This is a genomic window from Bacillus sp. CGMCC 1.16607 (genome assembly GCF_042683745.1).
Classification (GTDB): domain Bacteria; phylum Bacillota; class Bacilli; order Bacillales; family Cytobacillaceae; genus Pseudoneobacillus.
Genome location: NZ_JBHUJX010000008.1, coordinates 14135 through 29951, shown reverse-complemented (window position 1 = coordinate 29951; position 15817 = coordinate 14135). Strand labels below are relative to the sequence as shown.

Genomic DNA, 15817 nt, shown 5'->3' with positions numbered 1-15817 from the left:
AAAACGGTCAAAATCCGCTTGTGATGCTTTTCTAACATTTTCTTTTGGTGGTTTTTGTATTTCAATATATTCAACGATATAATCCATACACATTCCAATGGTCATATCTTCTAAATCAGCCTTGGTCAATTTGCATTTATAACAAAGAGCCAAGAACGTTTCAGTAGAAAATTCACTATCTGATGTTCTTGACTCTGTATCATTTTCTATTTTTTTTTACCTTTAAGACTAGACGTCATCAATTCTTGAAGCTCAGGAATGATATCAAGAAGAGGAAATTCATCGAATCCATCTAACCAGGTTAAAGGATCAGAAATCGATTGATCAGCTGTTTTTGCCATAACCCATGCGATGTTATAAAAGACTTCAAAATCCGCTCCGTCAATATTTCCATCTTCCATATTAAACTTTTTCAATTTGTCTAATTTTAGAATTTCTGTTAAGTAATCTTTTCCAAACTGTGCTTTGTATCGTAATGCGGTTGCTCCGGTGCTTTTAAACGTTATTTTTTTTTCATCAATTAAAATTGTCTTTTCCATAGGTCACCTCTTACACTGCTGGAGCAGGCTCATATACATTTGTATACCATGCATCATAAACTGATGCAGGAGTTTCAGCCGAAGTAGATCGTTTAACAACCCCATCAGATGGTCTAGGACCCGCTACAAGAGATAATTCAGTTGTGCCTGGTTCGGATGAAGTTGTTTTTGTAGATGATCCCATTCCTGGACGAGATACAGAACAACTATAAAGAACGTGACGAGTTGCTTTAACATCTCCATCAAATTCAAATAGAAATGCGATTTTCTTTGATTTTGCAGTATTTTTTTCTGTCAAAGTTTTATCAGTAACATGTAATGTTTCACCTAAGACATCTGTGCGGAATTTTTCAGGAATGTTAGCGACCGTTAATGTAGTGTCATACCCTTGGTTAGCACTTGTTGTGTAATATAGGATATCATCCGCATAAAAATCTGTTTGTTCTCCCTTAGGAGCTAATGCCAATTGAGTTGCCCCAGGCACCCTAACTGGCGTTTCATAAGTGTATGAACCATCTGCTCCTTCAGTAATTACAGAATAATAAGCATTCTTTAGACCAAAAACAACTTTATTTTCTGACATTTTCAAATCAGCCTCACTTCAAATATTTTTTGAAATAACTTTTCAGAATCGATATAGATTTCAGAAGTTTCAAAGACTAATTCATGAGCCTTTAAGACTTCTTTTACTTTCCTTTCTGCTAACAAATCTTTCTTAGTGGTGTATAACTCAATTTGGACATTTTCAATTTCATGATAGATTTCATCATCTGCAAAAAAATTAGATGAATGTGAAACTAAATAACAAATGTATGGAGGGCTTGGTGGATCATTAAATTGAGAATAAGCTACTGGAAAACCTATTTCTTCAAGAATCCCAACTAACTCAGCTATATTCATTGTTTGATTGCCCTTTCTACTCTATCTAGAAAATCCTTTGTTTTTTTTTCTTCAATAGGTCTGATGTGTACCTTTGCTGGTACCCTTCCACCACTAGCTTTTGCATGCCCATGTTCTAAAAGGTGAGTAAGACGATAATTGGTGGCGTTGTGAATGACATAACCATTTTTAGTTTTCTTCCTTCTCCAACCTTTACGGTAATCACCAGTACGCTCTGGACTTTTTTCTCTAAGTTCTTTCACTGTTTCATTTGAGATTTCATCCTGCGCCTTCTCAACTTCCTCTTTTACAAAGTCAGTATAAAGTTCTAATTGTTTAGTAATTTCATTTGCTAGATTATCAATTTTAACTCCCACCGACCTTCACCTCACAAACTAACTCCGTGAATCCGTTTTTTTCAAATGTTCGAATAATAGAATATACTTTTCCTTCATATTCCAATTTAGATTCACCTTGATATTCCAAAGTCCATACCAAAAAAACTATCTCAGGTTTTAATCCCGAAACAGCAGCTTGATAGTATTCTGACTGACGTACAGATTTCTTTTCTGCAAAAGTTTGCCTTTTTTCAGCAGTTTTCTCAATTTGATTTTTTAATTCATCCGATTCTAAGGAGACATTTATCAAATAAATGATGCTATTAAATCTCACAATATCACCCCATTGACAATTGAGTGACTAAAGTAAAAAAAGCAGGGGAAAATTTCACTTCCCCTGACTTTAATTCCCAAAGATCTGTTACACCCATGACCATGACACCGACTGCAAGTTCATTATCCATTCTATCTGCTGAAACGCCAGCATTGGTCATAAACATTTTTACTGCAAGAAGTTTTTGTTTAAGCAAAAGATCAAATGCGGTGCTATCTACTGGGATATTCAACCCTTTTTTACACTCAACTAGAAGTTGATCATCAGTCATCTAGACCACTACCTTAGACTGTAGCTTTTTTCGTAATCAGTATTACACCGTTACGATCAGCAAGTTTCCCATCACAAATCATAGTAGATTTGCTAATCCACTCGTCTGTATCTTCGTTAAAATAACGTTTAAAAGTCATTTGCATATTACTATTAATCATGTAGTCTGACAATTTACAGATAATACCCACAACCTCACCAGTTGAAGCGTCATCAATAGAAGGTAGGTAGTCTTCAAGAGCAATGACCTCTTTACCAAGTAATTTTTCTTGTTGTGTACCATCAAGGCCATAAGTCACACGGGCAATTGGCTGACCATTTGTATCTACCATACCCTCAATATATTTAGTCCAATCAGAGTCGGCCATAATCAGAACCGCTCCATTACGGTAGCTTCGTGGAAGCTTACCAAATAAAGTAGTCCAAGTTTCATATTTACTGAAATCCGCTACCGCTACCGCAACCTTTTGTGAAGCTGTAATATCAGGATCTTTAGTTATTCCCAAAGGTTTACCAGCACCATCTCCATTAATAATTGCTTCTTCAAGAGCAACAACCATAGCCTCATAGATGTTATCTGTTACCGTTTGCTCAAACACTGGCATTGCAACTGTATCAGCAACTAACTCAACAGCTACACGGCATTGTAATTTATGATACGAGAAAGAAATAGTGCCGCTTGTCTGTTTCTTTTGCTTATCAGACATTGTCCCTGCAGAAACCCAAGTTGCCACTGGCTTAGCATTCGCTAGTGGAATTTGAATTCCACCTTTAATACTAGACTTCGTTACACGAGCCCAGATACGTCCATGGTCTTTTAATTTCTCAACAATACGATTCAAAATCGTTGTTGGAATAACCGCTCCAATATCACCAGTTCCAGTTGTCGCATCGGCACGGAATTCTAAACCATCAGACTTAACCCCTTTTGTAACATAATCCATAAAAGCAGAACGATATTCTGGAGTATCAAATCGATCAGCCGAACGTTGTTGTTGAGATTGACCAACTCCATAAGTTCCAAGGATATTTAGTCCACTCATAGGTGGATGACTTCTTAACTGAGGCTCTCCAGAAGGGTCTTGATTTCGACTTTGAGGGTCATTTCCTTCAAGTTCATCTGGAAGTTCATCGATGGCACTTCGCAATTCCTCGATTTCTCCATTTAATGCTTCTAATTCTGTATTAATGCTGCGTAGTTCCTCAACTGTATTTGCTGCAGTTCCTTTAGATCTAAGTTCTTCTTTTCTTTGATTCTTTTTGGCAAGCAAAGTTAGAAATTTCTTTTTCATTTAAATTCCTCCATCAAAAATTTAAGTTTTTGTTTTTCAAATTCAAGCTCGTCTTTCGAGTTATCCAGCTGAGACCTTGCATTCTCCAATGCCATTGCTGCATTATCCAATACAGCTTGATCACGAGCATTTATGTCAGTTCCTGCATATGCAGGAAAGTTGACTGCACTAACTTCTCTAACACTTTTCACCTTCAGAATATGTCTTGTTGGTTTTTCCTTATCTAGGTCTACCCATCTTTCTTCCTGGATGAAAAAAATAAAAGACATCCCATCGATGTCCCCTCGTTTTACTGCGCTATAAAGATTTCTTGCTTCTGAATTACCTTCAGTATCCAGAGTTGCTTTTATATATAAACCTTTGTCATCAGTAGTAAGCTGCATGGTAGAATTTCCATTGTTTCTTCTACTTCGAGCTAAGGGAATTTTCTTCAAATCGTGATTTACACAGAACAAAACATCATCAAAGTTACAGCCGTCAAATGCCCCTCGTTCTATAACTTCATAAAAATAGCTGCCTATTAAGGTCTTCTGACCATAGACAGCTGGATGCCCTTCTATAACACTTTCATCCTCTGAAGCTCTTAAATCTGCAGCTCCAAAGCTTCTAATAACAGGGTCTTCCTTTAAAGGCAACCTTTTATTCACTTTCATTCCCTCCTTTAACACCTTTCGTTCTACCCATTTGATAAGCATTCGCTAGTTCAACATCAATATAGTTAAGGGACATTGTGCGCTTGTCCCCTCCTTCGATTGGTGGATATCCCAATAAAGCTAGTTTTTGATTGTCAGTAAGAAGGCCTTGTTCTCCCGCAGTTTTCACTAGATTTAACTTGGCATTCGTACTTAGATACATCATATCTTTTTGGTAAAAGATCATCTCATTTCCCATATCGAGTTCTCTAGGAGAAAACAACGTTTTAGAAAAGGCTTGCCCGAAACTAATCACTAACGGCTCTAAAGTTTTTTCATAAAAAGCCTGGTATTCTTCATCTGTAAATTTACCCGTCAAAATGGGAACAGATACTCCGTAATGATGCAGAACCTTGTTTTGTAAAAACTCTAATGTATCTTTATCTACCAGTTTTGGATCAGGTTTAATGTCAATATAATCCCCTTTTAAATCCAATGGAAGTATTCCTGTTTGTCCAGAAGAAACCGCTGATTCAAACCGCTCTCTTTCTTTTTGTTGCTTTTCATCATCAAGCATTGTATTAATTTTTAGTATCCCACGAATGGATAGACTTGTTTTGATTGCTTTCTCCAAACCTTGGAGAACTGTATCATTAATAGACAATACTTTTAACAGGGATTTATGGTCTGGTTGTCCGTCTTGTCCACCACCCATTATGTCATTAACTGAAAATTTCTTGCGTAAATGAATAATTTCTGAATAAGCTAAAGTGAAACGTGAGCCATTTGCAAAACTCAATTCCACAAATAACTTACCTAACTGGTCTTGGAGAAAAACAACTTCACTAGGATTGAGTGGATAAAACCCCACATACTCCTTATACTCTTTTCCAAGCGAATCTATCTTAATTTCATAGGTAGGATAGATAAAAACGTTGTAATTCATATAGAGCAGCCATATAACTTTTTCCAAAAAGTCCCTCGTAGTCATTAACTCGTTTGGGGCAAATTTAAAAAGACGATTTAAAGTGCTTTTCACTTGGATCTGCATCCCTTTATTGTCTGTACGGATATGCTTAGGTTGAAGTTTGCTAATCTCTGAAGCTATTACGTCAATGCACATCTGAACAATATCGGATGCGTAAACATTTTGACCGAACTGAGAAAAAATAGGGCTATGACCATCTAACATTCTTGCATATTGCATTTCTCGGCTTTCTTTTGTACTGAACATATTCTTAAATATATTTCTTAGAGCCAATTAATCACCTCCCAACCAAAGAAAGAAATTCCGTACGATTATCAATGTATATTCTATACCCAATAATCATTGTTACGGCACCATCAATCTTCTGTTCTTCTTTCCCTTGAACTTTTATTGGCATAATGTCCATTTTCGAATTCATATTCAAGGCTGTATTTTCAAGACACCACTTATCGATTGGATTGTTATTGTAAATGATAAGATCACTTTTTAAATCAGCTTCAACTAATTTCATAGGCTCCGACATGCTGCCCCAATCCTGACTCACTCTTACACAATCAAAACCGTAATCATCCATTTCTTTTGCCCAATATATAGCTGACCACTTATCATAACCTACTTTATAAACCCTAATGCCATATTCCTTGTATAGCTTAACGAACCAGGCAGTTACAAGACTAAAATCATTTTCATTTCCAGGCGATACAGTTACATAACCATCACGGATCCATTCCTTAAACTTTTCTTTATCCGTTTTTGAAAGCTCTGCGAGTTTGGATTCAGGGATAAAATAATGTTGGTAGGTATATTTCTTTTGACTACCCTTCTTCATAAGAAAAATCCTTGCACTCGCTAGGTCACCGGATTTCGATAAGTCTACAGCCCCAATCGCAAAGGTATTTCTAAATTCTTCAATATCAAAAACCTCTTCATTCTTGATATCATCAGGTGTCAACCATGCTGAGGCATTGTTTTGTTTAATATTAAAGTCTTTTGACATAACAAAAACACGCATAGACTTACTTGTCTTTGCTTCTTCTACCATTTTCCTTAAGAAGCTACGTTTTTTTATAACACCTATGCCCGGATTCGATTTTGCCCAAGACTTTTCATCTTGCCATACCTCTTGTTCACTATCCTGTGTATATAGCCAGATTAACCAACGAGGTCTATCAAGTTCACCGTTCAAAACTTGCCTAGCTTCACGTAACCTATCATCAAGATATCCGTCATTAATAACACCCTCTGTCGTAAGTTCAATGTAAAGAGGCTCATCTTGTGTGGATACCGCTTGCCGAATTGGCATAACTGAGGTATTATCCTTCAATTCATGAACTTCATCGACTGCACCAACTTTGATGTTTTTCCCTTCCTTAGCGCCTGTTTTTGCGGAGATTTTTTTAATAGTACCTTTGTTTTTATAGCTAAACTTCCCATTCTTTTTTGGTTTCTTCGGATTACCGAAAAAGATTCCCTTAATATTACTCCTTGTCACATTTGCGAGTGTTTTACTTTCCTCACGCATAGAGTTAATAGCTTGGAACATTAAGTCAGCCTGTTCATAATCGTTGCTTGAGCATAAGATTCGAGTTCCTATTTCGCCGCAAAAAAACTCTGCCAAACATTCAGCTGAGATAAGAGGGGTCTTTCCATTTTTTCGAGCAACTAAAAAAAGCACGTCTTGATATAAACGTACCCATCGTCCGATTTCATCATCAAAAATTTTAAACATATACGTTGCCTCAATGAAGGCCTTTTGAAACAACATTAAAAGAAAAGGCTTCCCGGCAAAAGGAGCTTCGAAATGCTTGCATTCTGTTTCAATGAATTTTATTCGCTTGTGACCATCTTCAAAATCTATTTTGATATCTGGATTTTCAAAATGAGTGAGTAAAACGTCCAGTTGTTGCATGAGCTCTTGGCCAATAATAATTTCCCCAGACTTACACTTTCTAATGTACTCTAAAAGATGGGAGTGGGTGCCTTCATACTCATCTGGATTATTTTTTAGTTTATAACCAGAAATCATTCATAATCACTCAATTCTTCTTCATCTTCTAATATGTTTTTATTTAGTACACTGTTCAACGTTTTGATAATTACAGCATAACTATTTACGTTTTTTAAGTACTGTTTTGAAGCTTCAACTGGTTTCTGCTGTAGTCTATTGTTCGGATTAAAAATAATCATCCCTATTTCGGTCAGATTCTCTTTTAGAACATAATTCTCTGCCTTTAAAAAGGCTGCGTCCTCAATAAGACCCTCAACGAGTCTCCTCGTCGACTCCTCAACATCAGCAAAAATCTCAGTCAACTTCTCCTTTTCTTGCTGATAAACCGCCTTTTTAGACATGTTTTTTTACACCTCAACGGAAATTGAAATTTTTCAGCGTGTGTCAAAATTGCCTCCCCCTCTCGGTCCCCAGGAAGGAGGCATTTGCCGAAAGATGGGGGGGTTATGATTGTATGGTTATTCGGTATAGGTTTCAAACCATTTCTCAATATACCTTTGCCATTCATCTATTCTGTATTTTCTTTCATCATCTACAGACAATCTTCTTAAGCATTCTTCCTTACTAATGTTACAGAAAATAAGTTCGGCTCCTAAATCATTAGCCAACTTATTTCTTTTATACTTATCAGCATATCCACCAATGACCCAAGCATTGTGCCATTTGCCAAACCTTGTCTTGATATTATCAATTAAGTGATTGTGGATGCCCATAACATTCTGAAAGAGATTGTCTGGCTTGTCGAAGAAAGGAAGCATCGATACTGCAGAATATAGTTGATCCATATCAATAACTATATCGCCTCTGTTAATATTCTCATTTACGAATGTTGTCTTGCCACTTAAAGGAGGACCATAAACAATAAACACTTCCCGTTCAGACTGATAGCCAAACCTTTTATGTTCTTTGTTGTGACAATCGAAACATACAATCTCAATCATTTCTGGATTCAAACTAATCATCCGATCATGTACATTCTCAGGTGTAAGCTCAATAAGATGATGACCTATTAAATCTTTTGATCTTGGAATAATCTGCTTACACCTTTCGCACTTATTTCCACGTTCATTGATAAGTTGGAGTCTAAGTTTTATCCATTCTTCTGAAGCATAAAAAGATTTTAATACTGCATACTTAACCATTATTTATCATCATCGCTTGACTGAGCATTGGTCTCCTTATCTTCTTCCTTCTCAGGAGCATTCAATGGTTGCTGTTCATCTTCATGGACCACTTCGCTAATATCCACTAAATCAACACTGTTAGGAATCAATACAATTTTTACATCCTTTTCTTTTTCTTCCCGCTTTAGTAGATCGGAAAGCAACTCAAACTGTTTTCCATCCAATGCCGTATTAGGCTTTACTACTAATAAATGATCAGTTTTTTTCACTAAACTTGTTTGTGTTTCTTGTTTTTTTCTTGCCATAATTATCTACTCCCTTAATAAAAAATAGACATGTTACCATGCCTTTGCTTCTACTGCTCTTATATCTGCCTTGAGTTTATCTATTCTTAAGCGATGCTCTTCCTTAACAGCTTCTGGAGGCATAGCTCTAATCATTTCTTCATACTGTTTTATTTTATTCGATAAGGCTCTCATCGCTGCTGCTTGTGCAGTTAACAATTTTGCTTGTTTATCCCATGCGAATTGAATTTCATATTCAACTTCCTCAGTAGACGAATTATCATCTGAGTAGCTCTTTTCTTTTTTTATTTCTTTTGTCATATCGTTTTGATCTTTAACGAACATGATTTTTTGTGATCGAATGAAATTAGTGAACCCAATTAATATTTCTTCATACAGAATATCAAGGGTACTCATTCCTTCACGTACAGCAGTGTAAATTTCTTTTAATTCATCATCATCTGGAAGCCATTTACGGAATAATCCATGTTTAACAGCATTCTGATTATTTAGTGGTGCTCCGCCATTATTTCCTACTGCATTTTTATTTCTATACGGCGCTCCCCTTCGAGGTCCAGTATCTGGAATATCATCCCACTTATCGATACACTTCCATTTCCTAATAAGATTTGCACTTACTCCTAACTCATCTGCAATCTCTTTAGGCTTCTTTTCTCTCCCGCTTTTTAGCCAAATCTTTAATGCGTGAAATCTTTTTGGACTAGGCTCTCTAGACAAGTCATACACCCCACCTCCACCATAATTGAGTTGTTTTCACGTTTTTGTTTTTCGAGCCTTTCTTGACCCCTTATATTAGCTTTGAGAGCATAAAAAAAGCACCTCTAAAAGGTGAGTGTATTTCGCTATCATTCTCCTAAAATATGGGTTTAGAGTGAACCATAATGTAAATTCTGTTGAACTCTTAAAATATGGTTTTTCCATTGTGAAATCTTAGTTTTTTCACACCTAAAAATATGAGTGCCACATTAAAATGATTGTGTTTTACCAAACTAGTATGGAAGACCAACAATAGCAGCATCCATCCACTCTTGATTGATACCAATATAACGTAAAGTTACCTCTGATTTGCTATGCCCAAACATATCCATTAGTAACGCTAAATTGTGAGGGTCTTGTTTATATAGATGATACCCCCAAGTCTTTCTCATGGTATGGCAGCCAATATCTTTGAGTCCAAAATGACGAGCTGCATCGTTTAATATCTTATAGGCAGTACTACGGTCAATTGGCTCTCCTTTCAGCCTATTCTTGGTTTTAATTTGTCTACTGGGGAATAAATATTCATTATCCATTTTTCCAGCAATATATTTTTCAAGATCTCCCATAATGCTAGGGTGTATGATAAATAACTTTTTGTTTTTATTCTTCTTCTCTAATAAATTGATGTGAGTAGTTCCTCTTACCATACCCACACGTAACATTCTCAAATCACTAACCCTTAGTCCACTATATATACCAAAGCAGAAAAAGAGATAATTACGCATACTTCTCAATTTGAAATATTGTTTTACTGCCTCAATGACTTTTGGATCACGTATAGGCTGAACAAAATTCATTTCATTAACTCACCTTCTTTTATTTACTATCTTCTATTCAACATCACAGGCAATAACGGTGGACATCGTTTACATCCAAATGATCAGAATCAGAATCAACAACCATACATAACCAAGGATTTTAATATTTATAAAACAGGGGTAAAGAGTGGATGCTAGCCTGTGATGCTGAATACAAAATAGTAGAGTTAATTATCTTCTTTTAAAAGCTCCTCCTTTTCCTCGTCTTAATCCCCTATTGTTGCAACCCATTATGTCGTTCCAATCAATTCTTTCTTCATATTTTTGTTTGGTTTGATCATGTTGCTTATCCATATTCGAACGGATTTTATCAATCTTTCTTTTATCTGCATTGGATAACAGATTAGCAATTTGCATCAAATCACCTTCTTAATAAAATATTTTATTCCCAATACACCGAGAGTTGGCTGAGATTGAGAAATCAAAAGAAAAATGATTTCAAAATTCCCCGCTCGATTCGGTCGCTAGTTCTTAAAAGAACCCTCTTTGCCTGGCGCGCTTATGACTCCATGTACACCTCTCGTTAACCATGTACACTTCAACATCGTGCAGAATCGCTCGAGTACACCTTTGATAAAGGAAAGATGCGTCTCCTATCAACTGTAGCAGCTGATAAGAAAATATTACCTATTATGCAAATAAAAAAAGGCACCCAATTTGGTACCCTTTTTGTTCCTTTTCTGTTCCATTCATATCATCCCTAATGACTTAGCAATTGCTAATAAAGCTCTTTTCTTTTTTATATAATATAATTTCTTTTTTATCCCAAGATCTAAGTAAATATTTAAATCTGTTTTTTCTTCAGAATTCAGATATTTCATTTCAATGATTAATCTTTCTGTTTTATCCAGACTAAAATTTAAAGCTCTCTCAATTAGATTAACTTTTAACTCGCTTTCTAAATCATTGTTTTTAAATATTGGGAAAAGATTTCCGCTATATCCACGTTCCAGCACTTCTTGTCTATTTAACATTTTTACTTTTAAAGATTTATAATCAACTAATATTTCAATTACTTCAGAAAGAATTTCTTTTTCATTAATTTCTGGAAAGAAAGCTAGTTGTGTTGCTAACATGAAAAACCCTCCTTTTTTTATAAAAAAAGAGGACACTAATTAAAGAGCCTAATAAAAGCTACTTAATTAGTGTCCTCACGCTTTCTCGTTCTTGGACTAATATTCAATTAAAATAATTATACTATTTTTATGATTGTTTGTAATATTTTCTTTAGAAATTAACAGTTCCTACCTTTTGTTTACTAATTCCAGTGACCATGGCGCTTCATAATCTCAATAACTTCATCAGCATACGGTTCATCAACGTTGATAACTAAATAGTTATTTTCCTTTTTCCCTTTATTCTTCCGTTGCTTATTAATTGAATCTAATGCACATTCTAGATTAGTCCGAGCAACCGAATCTGCATCGAAAACATCACTGTTTTTTATTACGATGTATTTCATTTTCATCCCTTGAGTATTGGCCATCCTCTTTCCCTCCTAATCAATCATTAATTAAGAACTTCACTTATATCAGCTTCTATCCAAGCTGTGTCAAAATTTTCAATTGGTGGCATTTCACCCAAACGATCGAAAGTAATTTTTCTCATATTCTCAAGCATCCCGTCAAAATCGACTTGCTTCTCAATCAAGCGTTTTATGGATTCTCCAATTTGATAAAAGAAGCGAATAGAACCCTCTTTCGATTCTGTGATAATGTGAATTGAAATATCTACAGGAATGTTGAACACTTTGGAACCAGTTGTCACTTCTGAAACATTAATACGATTTCCCAACGGAATTGCACAAAATCGATATTTACCTACTTTAATTTCGTGACCCACTACATCAGCCCATTTATCTAAAGCTAAATAAAAGCGTTGCGCTTGCTCGTTCACTGTAATTTCCAAAACTATCCCTCCTAATCAACTGATCTATCATTTAGTTCATTACATCTTCGAAATGTGCATCACTGGCTAAGTGAATCAATAAACCCTTTTGAATAACCACATATATTGATTAAAGCACTCTCGGCCTCTTCTCTAGTGTCTAACTCCGCTAATACACGCTCACCGCTGACCAACTTATCACCTTTAAAACTTGCACTAGACCTAATTGGCAGAATGTTAAATTTGCCCTCAATATTCTCGTATATTTTCACCAAGGAACCAGAATTGCTGGATGCATACTTCTCTAAATTCTTTACTTCTTTTTTTGTTAGCATTTAATTTCCCTCCATCTTGATTTATAACATCCCTAAATCAAATTCACTTTTATGTCGCATTTTGCGTCTGTTATGAAACTCGCTGCTTAATGTATTTACTAGGCAATCACAAAAGAAACTGAATACTCGCATTCAACTTCTTTTTTTCTGCGAATTAAAGGTAACTCTGAGCGAATTAAAGACTTCTTAGCATTTTTGTATGAGTTTGGATATTTTTCTTTGTTTTCAGCTGAAGAATATTCCCAAACCTTATATTCATTCGCTTCATCTTTAGGTTCGCTATCACAACCAGAATCACACCAACGTTGATGAATAGCTTCTGATAATTCATCATTATCATCAGTTACATAAAAATTTTCGTAATACTCGTTATAGGCAAAATAAATTTTATCGTGTGGGCTCATTTCACTTGATAACCTTTTTACTTCTCTTAATGCATCTGTTGCACCGTCAAATTTCTTCACAGGAACCCTCCTTAATTGACTGAATTACTCTTTTGTTTATTAAGCCTTTTTAAATACCAATTCATGAAATCTTCCGTATTGCTTATGATAGCTTTCGGCACCTTTACGCCCGCACTCCGACCTAGTCATTACTTTCTTAGTAGCAGCTTCCTCTGGGCTCATTCCTTTTTTTAACCTATCACGAAAAGTGTGATAATTTATTCCGTTGTCAATTGCTATCTTTAGCCAATCTTTCGGGATGACGCGGTTACTTTCCGATGCCCTCTCAGCTGCTAGTTTTCTGTTCTGCAAAGGCTTAGTAGCTGCCTCTTCCACAGACATTCCATAAATATTTATCCGACTCATGAATGTCTGATATTTTATTCCGTTTTCTGCTGCAATTTTTGTCCAAGCTTTACGATCTGTTATTTTGCCTAAAGGAGTGGAAATAGCTTTTTGCTTTTCCCATCCCAGCAACCGGATCCGTCTTTCTAAATTGTGAGGATCCACTCCGTTCATTTCTGCTTCTGCATATTCTACAGGTGTGATATAAAAGTAATGACTCATATTAATCTCACCGCCTAGTAAACTTAATCAATCCTTTTGTTACTCACTTTCTTTCAAATCATTATCGCTTCCACAGCCAGCACAAAACTCTGGTTCATGAAAGTTCTCATCATCCCAAACGATTAAGTACTGCATTCCGCAATCTTCACAAAAACATTTTTTAGCTTCCAACTTTTTCACCCCTTAATCTGGGAAACTGAATAATTCAAGAGTTGATTAACTCTGGATTTTCGTAAATGTTGCCAATAACTTCAAGATCAGCAACTTCATATTCATCGGTATCATCAAATTGGAATAAATCGAATCCTAGTTGAGGGTGATTGTTCTCGACTTTAATCAAAAATTGGGCATACCCTTCAAAATATGTTACTGTGCCAATAACTTCGAAATCTTCCCAATCCTTGTCTGAATAATACATTCGAGATTTTACGATATCTCCCTCATAAATCTCCTTGCCGTTCTTGTCTTTTTTTCCTGTGTATTGTATTAATATCCATTCAGGATTTGTAATGTTAGATTGACCTGCGTGAAAAAACACGCCGTCACTTCCGATGGATAATTTGTCTGTAATATGCCACTTTGAATAAGTATCAACCCAAGCACGAAACTTTATCTCACGCATGGTCATTCCTCCCAACAGCTGACTTCTTCTGAGCACCAATCATTACGATTTACATGAATATCATCATCGGTGTAATCACCTTTATATTCATTGGCAAGGTAGTGATCAATATCTTCCAATGTGTACCCAGCAGCTAGACACATTAGAGTGTATTTTCCTTCGTTCGGATGCTTGATTTTTTGCTTCAAGATGGAAAATTTCCAAAACAGTAGATCTTTGAATCTTTTAATCTTTTTAAACATTCTCACCCCTCCAATTTTAGGAAACATAATACAAATTCTATTAATCATCACTGTTAGTTGAAAAGTTTCTCCCTTTTGGTTACCACCATTCAGAGTAAGTTTTTAATTGATCAACATCCCAGATAATTAGTTGCTTCAAATTGTTGCCATGTTCTACTTTTAGTTTTTCTACATATCTACAACACTCATAAAATGTTGCTGGTCTTGTAGAGGTCTTTTCCATAACCTGTAATCTTTTCACTCCTGGAAGTTGAATATAGTACTTGATTAATGCGGTGAAGATCTTGTTTTGATATTTATTAAAAACTACCTGTTTCTTTTTGCCTTCTTGATTTAAGTACTGAAGTATAGCAGCCACTACATTCAACCTCCAGTGAATAATTGTTGAAGTTTTTTATATAAATCTATTTATTAAAAATTTGTTCAACCTGTTCTTTACCAGAATTATTTAATTCATAGATTGCTGCATTTGTATCAGTATCTTTACAGAGCTTCGATAAAAATTTATTGATCTTTTTTTCAAACTCCCCACTGTCACAATTTGTTTTAATCACAAAAACATTGTTCAACATTTAAATTCCTCCTCGTTTTATAAACTAAATCCATCTATTTTTTCATCCATGATATCTTGATTAATTCCGATATATCTCATCGTCACAGCTGGCGATGAATGATTGAATATTTGTTGTAGTACTGCCACGTCTTTATACTTTTGGTAAAAGTGGTACCCAAAGGTTTTTCGTAACGTATGAGTACCGATTTCAGAAAGTCCAACTTGCTTAGCAGCTTGATTTAAAATTTTCCAAGCTTGGACTCTCTTAATTGGTTTTGTCCCACGAAGGGACTTAAAAAGGTACACATCATCTGGCATACTATGTGTATAGTCGTTAATAGCCAATTTTAAAGTTTCATTGATTTTGAACCTTTTTAGCTTTTTCGTTTTTTGCTCGATGATGATAATGTGAGTTACATTTCTAACTTCGTTTACTTTCAATCTGAGAAGATCGCTGATTCTAAGTCCAGTGTTAATTCCTAAGGTGAACAAGAAGACATTCCTTTTACAATCTGCCAATTGTATTTTCATGGATTCTATCAACTGCTTATCACGAATAGGCTGGACGGTTTTCACTTAGATCAGCTCACTTTCCCTAAAGTGAATTTTCTTCGTCTTACCGTTGTGAGTTTCGATAACTGTTTCACCGTGTACAACAGCTTCACAAATTTTTGCAGTACCTCTTGTACCGTCAAGGACAATAACTTTTATAACACCTGGTTCTATTGATTGCTTTATGGACATATCATTGATATTGACTTTTAAATCTCTAGTTCTACTCACATGAACACCCCGTTTATGTTATAATTAAGGTGTTATTAATTGTTTTTTTTGCCGGGCTCTTAGCTCGGCTTTTTTGTTTTTAATCGTTTTAAATAGGTC

The 15817-nt window shown here is 35.5% G+C and carries 29 protein-coding genes; all 29 read right to left on the bottom strand.

Annotation, left to right across the window (positions count from 1 at the left end; translation table 11 throughout):
* Nucleotides 1-206 precede the first annotated feature (206 nt).
* The 29 genes from ACFSO7_RS02940 to ACFSO7_RS02800 all read right to left on the bottom strand — a co-directional run bounded on the left by ACFSO7_RS02940 (nucleotide 207) and on the right by ACFSO7_RS02800 (nucleotide 15718).
* Complete coding sequence (locus tag ACFSO7_RS02940; RefSeq protein WP_377875176.1) at nucleotides 207-539, bottom strand: hypothetical protein; 333 nt, start codon at nucleotides 537-539, stop codon at nucleotides 207-209.
* A gap of 10 nt (nucleotides 540-549) precedes the next feature.
* Nucleotides 550-1122 (bottom strand): major tail protein, encoded by a 573-nt coding sequence (locus ACFSO7_RS02935; RefSeq protein WP_377875174.1) that lies wholly within the window; start codon nucleotides 1120-1122, stop codon nucleotides 550-552.
* Nucleotides 1123-1124: 2 nt separating this feature from the next.
* Entirely contained in the window at nucleotides 1125-1439 is a 315-nt protein-coding gene (locus tag ACFSO7_RS02930) for a hypothetical protein (protein WP_377875172.1), read from the bottom strand.
* Nucleotides 1436-1795 (bottom strand): HK97 gp10 family phage protein, encoded by a 360-nt coding sequence (locus ACFSO7_RS02925; protein WP_377875171.1) that lies wholly within the window; start codon nucleotides 1793-1795, stop codon nucleotides 1436-1438. Before ACFSO7_RS02925 ends, ACFSO7_RS02930 begins: the two co-directional genes overlap by 4 nt.
* A complete protein-coding gene (locus tag ACFSO7_RS02920) occupies nucleotides 1785-2090 on the bottom strand; it encodes a phage head closure protein (protein WP_377875169.1) in 306 nt (101 codons plus the stop codon). Before ACFSO7_RS02920 ends, ACFSO7_RS02925 begins: the two co-directional genes overlap by 11 nt.
* A gap of 4 nt (nucleotides 2091-2094) precedes the next feature.
* Complete coding sequence (locus ACFSO7_RS02915; RefSeq protein WP_377875167.1) at nucleotides 2095-2361, bottom strand: hypothetical protein; 267 nt, start codon at nucleotides 2359-2361, stop codon at nucleotides 2095-2097.
* 13 nt (nucleotides 2362-2374) lie between these two features.
* Nucleotides 2375-3652, bottom strand: coding sequence for a phage major capsid protein (locus ACFSO7_RS02910; RefSeq protein ID WP_377875165.1), 1278 nt, complete (start codon nucleotides 3650-3652; stop codon nucleotides 2375-2377).
* Nucleotides 3649-4299: an HK97 family phage prohead protease gene (locus ACFSO7_RS02905; protein ID WP_377875164.1), complete on the bottom strand. Its 651-nt coding sequence runs from the start codon at nucleotides 4297-4299 to the stop codon at nucleotides 3649-3651. Before ACFSO7_RS02905 ends, ACFSO7_RS02910 begins: the two co-directional genes overlap by 4 nt.
* A complete protein-coding gene (locus ACFSO7_RS02900; protein ID WP_377875162.1) occupies nucleotides 4292-5545 on the bottom strand; it encodes a phage portal protein in 1254 nt (417 codons plus the stop codon). The genes ACFSO7_RS02905 and ACFSO7_RS02900 overlap by 8 nt, the downstream gene beginning before the upstream one ends.
* A gap of 4 nt (nucleotides 5546-5549) precedes the next feature.
* Nucleotides 5550-7298 carry a terminase large subunit gene (locus ACFSO7_RS02895; RefSeq protein WP_377875161.1) on the bottom strand — a complete coding sequence of 583 codons (1749 nt, stop codon included), beginning with the start codon at nucleotides 7296-7298 and terminating at the stop codon, nucleotides 5550-5552.
* Nucleotides 7295-7621 carry a hypothetical protein gene (locus ACFSO7_RS02890; RefSeq protein WP_377875159.1) on the bottom strand — a complete coding sequence of 109 codons (327 nt, stop codon included), beginning with the start codon at nucleotides 7619-7621 and terminating at the stop codon, nucleotides 7295-7297. The genes ACFSO7_RS02895 and ACFSO7_RS02890 overlap by 4 nt, the downstream gene beginning before the upstream one ends.
* A 117-nt stretch (nucleotides 7622-7738) precedes the next feature.
* The gene (locus ACFSO7_RS02885) at nucleotides 7739-8422 is read right to left on the bottom strand and encodes a hypothetical protein (protein WP_377875157.1); all 684 of its coding nucleotides are present in this window, start codon (nucleotides 8420-8422) and stop codon (nucleotides 7739-7741) included.
* A complete protein-coding gene (locus ACFSO7_RS02880; RefSeq protein WP_377875155.1) occupies nucleotides 8422-8709 on the bottom strand; it encodes a hypothetical protein in 288 nt (95 codons plus the stop codon). The genes ACFSO7_RS02885 and ACFSO7_RS02880 overlap by 1 nt, the downstream gene beginning before the upstream one ends.
* A 33-nt stretch (nucleotides 8710-8742) precedes the next feature.
* Nucleotides 8743-9426: a phage terminase small subunit gene (terS, locus tag ACFSO7_RS02875; RefSeq protein ID WP_377875154.1), complete on the bottom strand. Its 684-nt coding sequence runs from the start codon at nucleotides 9424-9426 to the stop codon at nucleotides 8743-8745.
* A 272-nt stretch (nucleotides 9427-9698) separates the two neighbouring features.
* Complete coding sequence (locus ACFSO7_RS02870; RefSeq protein ID WP_377875152.1) at nucleotides 9699-10265, bottom strand: tyrosine-type recombinase/integrase; 567 nt, start codon at nucleotides 10263-10265, stop codon at nucleotides 9699-9701.
* A 192-nt stretch (nucleotides 10266-10457) separates the two neighbouring features.
* Complete coding sequence (locus tag ACFSO7_RS02865; protein WP_377875150.1) at nucleotides 10458-10643, bottom strand: hypothetical protein; 186 nt, start codon at nucleotides 10641-10643, stop codon at nucleotides 10458-10460.
* Between the two features lie 332 nt (nucleotides 10644-10975).
* Nucleotides 10976-11362 (bottom strand): ArpU family phage packaging/lysis transcriptional regulator, encoded by a 387-nt coding sequence (locus ACFSO7_RS02860; RefSeq protein WP_377875148.1) that lies wholly within the window; start codon nucleotides 11360-11362, stop codon nucleotides 10976-10978.
* Nucleotides 11363-11544: 182 nt separating this feature from the next.
* Entirely contained in the window at nucleotides 11545-11772 is a 228-nt protein-coding gene (locus ACFSO7_RS02855) for a hypothetical protein (RefSeq protein ID WP_377875146.1), read from the bottom strand.
* Nucleotides 11773-11795: 23 nt separating this feature from the next.
* Nucleotides 11796-12194 (bottom strand): hypothetical protein, encoded by a 399-nt coding sequence (locus tag ACFSO7_RS02850; RefSeq protein WP_377875144.1) that lies wholly within the window; start codon nucleotides 12192-12194, stop codon nucleotides 11796-11798.
* A gap of 59 nt (nucleotides 12195-12253) precedes the next feature.
* Entirely contained in the window at nucleotides 12254-12508 is a 255-nt protein-coding gene (locus ACFSO7_RS02845) for a hypothetical protein (RefSeq protein ID WP_377875142.1), read from the bottom strand.
* 98 nt (nucleotides 12509-12606) lie between these two features.
* Nucleotides 12607-12972, bottom strand: a complete 366-nt coding sequence (locus tag ACFSO7_RS02840) for a hypothetical protein (RefSeq protein ID WP_377875140.1) — start codon at nucleotides 12970-12972, stop codon at nucleotides 12607-12609.
* A gap of 39 nt (nucleotides 12973-13011) precedes the next feature.
* The gene (locus tag ACFSO7_RS02835; RefSeq protein WP_377875138.1) at nucleotides 13012-13518 is read right to left on the bottom strand and encodes a hypothetical protein; all 507 of its coding nucleotides are present in this window, start codon (nucleotides 13516-13518) and stop codon (nucleotides 13012-13014) included.
* A 39-nt stretch (nucleotides 13519-13557) separates the two neighbouring features.
* Entirely contained in the window at nucleotides 13558-13689 is a 132-nt protein-coding gene (locus ACFSO7_RS02830) for a hypothetical protein (protein WP_377875137.1), read from the bottom strand.
* Nucleotides 13690-13723: 34 nt separating this feature from the next.
* Entirely contained in the window at nucleotides 13724-14140 is a 417-nt protein-coding gene (locus ACFSO7_RS02825) for a YopX family protein (protein ID WP_377875135.1), read from the bottom strand.
* A gap of 2 nt (nucleotides 14141-14142) precedes the next feature.
* Nucleotides 14143-14382, bottom strand: coding sequence for a hypothetical protein (locus ACFSO7_RS02820; RefSeq protein WP_377875133.1), 240 nt, complete (start codon nucleotides 14380-14382; stop codon nucleotides 14143-14145).
* A 79-nt stretch (nucleotides 14383-14461) separates the two neighbouring features.
* Nucleotides 14462-14740, bottom strand: a complete 279-nt coding sequence (locus ACFSO7_RS02815) for a hypothetical protein (RefSeq protein WP_377875131.1) — start codon at nucleotides 14738-14740, stop codon at nucleotides 14462-14464.
* A gap of 46 nt (nucleotides 14741-14786) precedes the next feature.
* Complete coding sequence (locus ACFSO7_RS02810) at nucleotides 14787-14954, bottom strand: hypothetical protein (protein ID WP_377875129.1); 168 nt, start codon at nucleotides 14952-14954, stop codon at nucleotides 14787-14789.
* Between the two features lie 17 nt (nucleotides 14955-14971).
* Nucleotides 14972-15511, bottom strand: coding sequence for a site-specific integrase (locus ACFSO7_RS02805; RefSeq protein ID WP_377875127.1), 540 nt, complete (start codon nucleotides 15509-15511; stop codon nucleotides 14972-14974).
* Nucleotides 15512-15718, bottom strand: coding sequence for an XtrA/YqaO family protein (locus ACFSO7_RS02800; RefSeq protein WP_377875125.1), 207 nt, complete (start codon nucleotides 15716-15718; stop codon nucleotides 15512-15514).
* Nucleotides 15719-15817 lie beyond the last annotated feature (99 nt).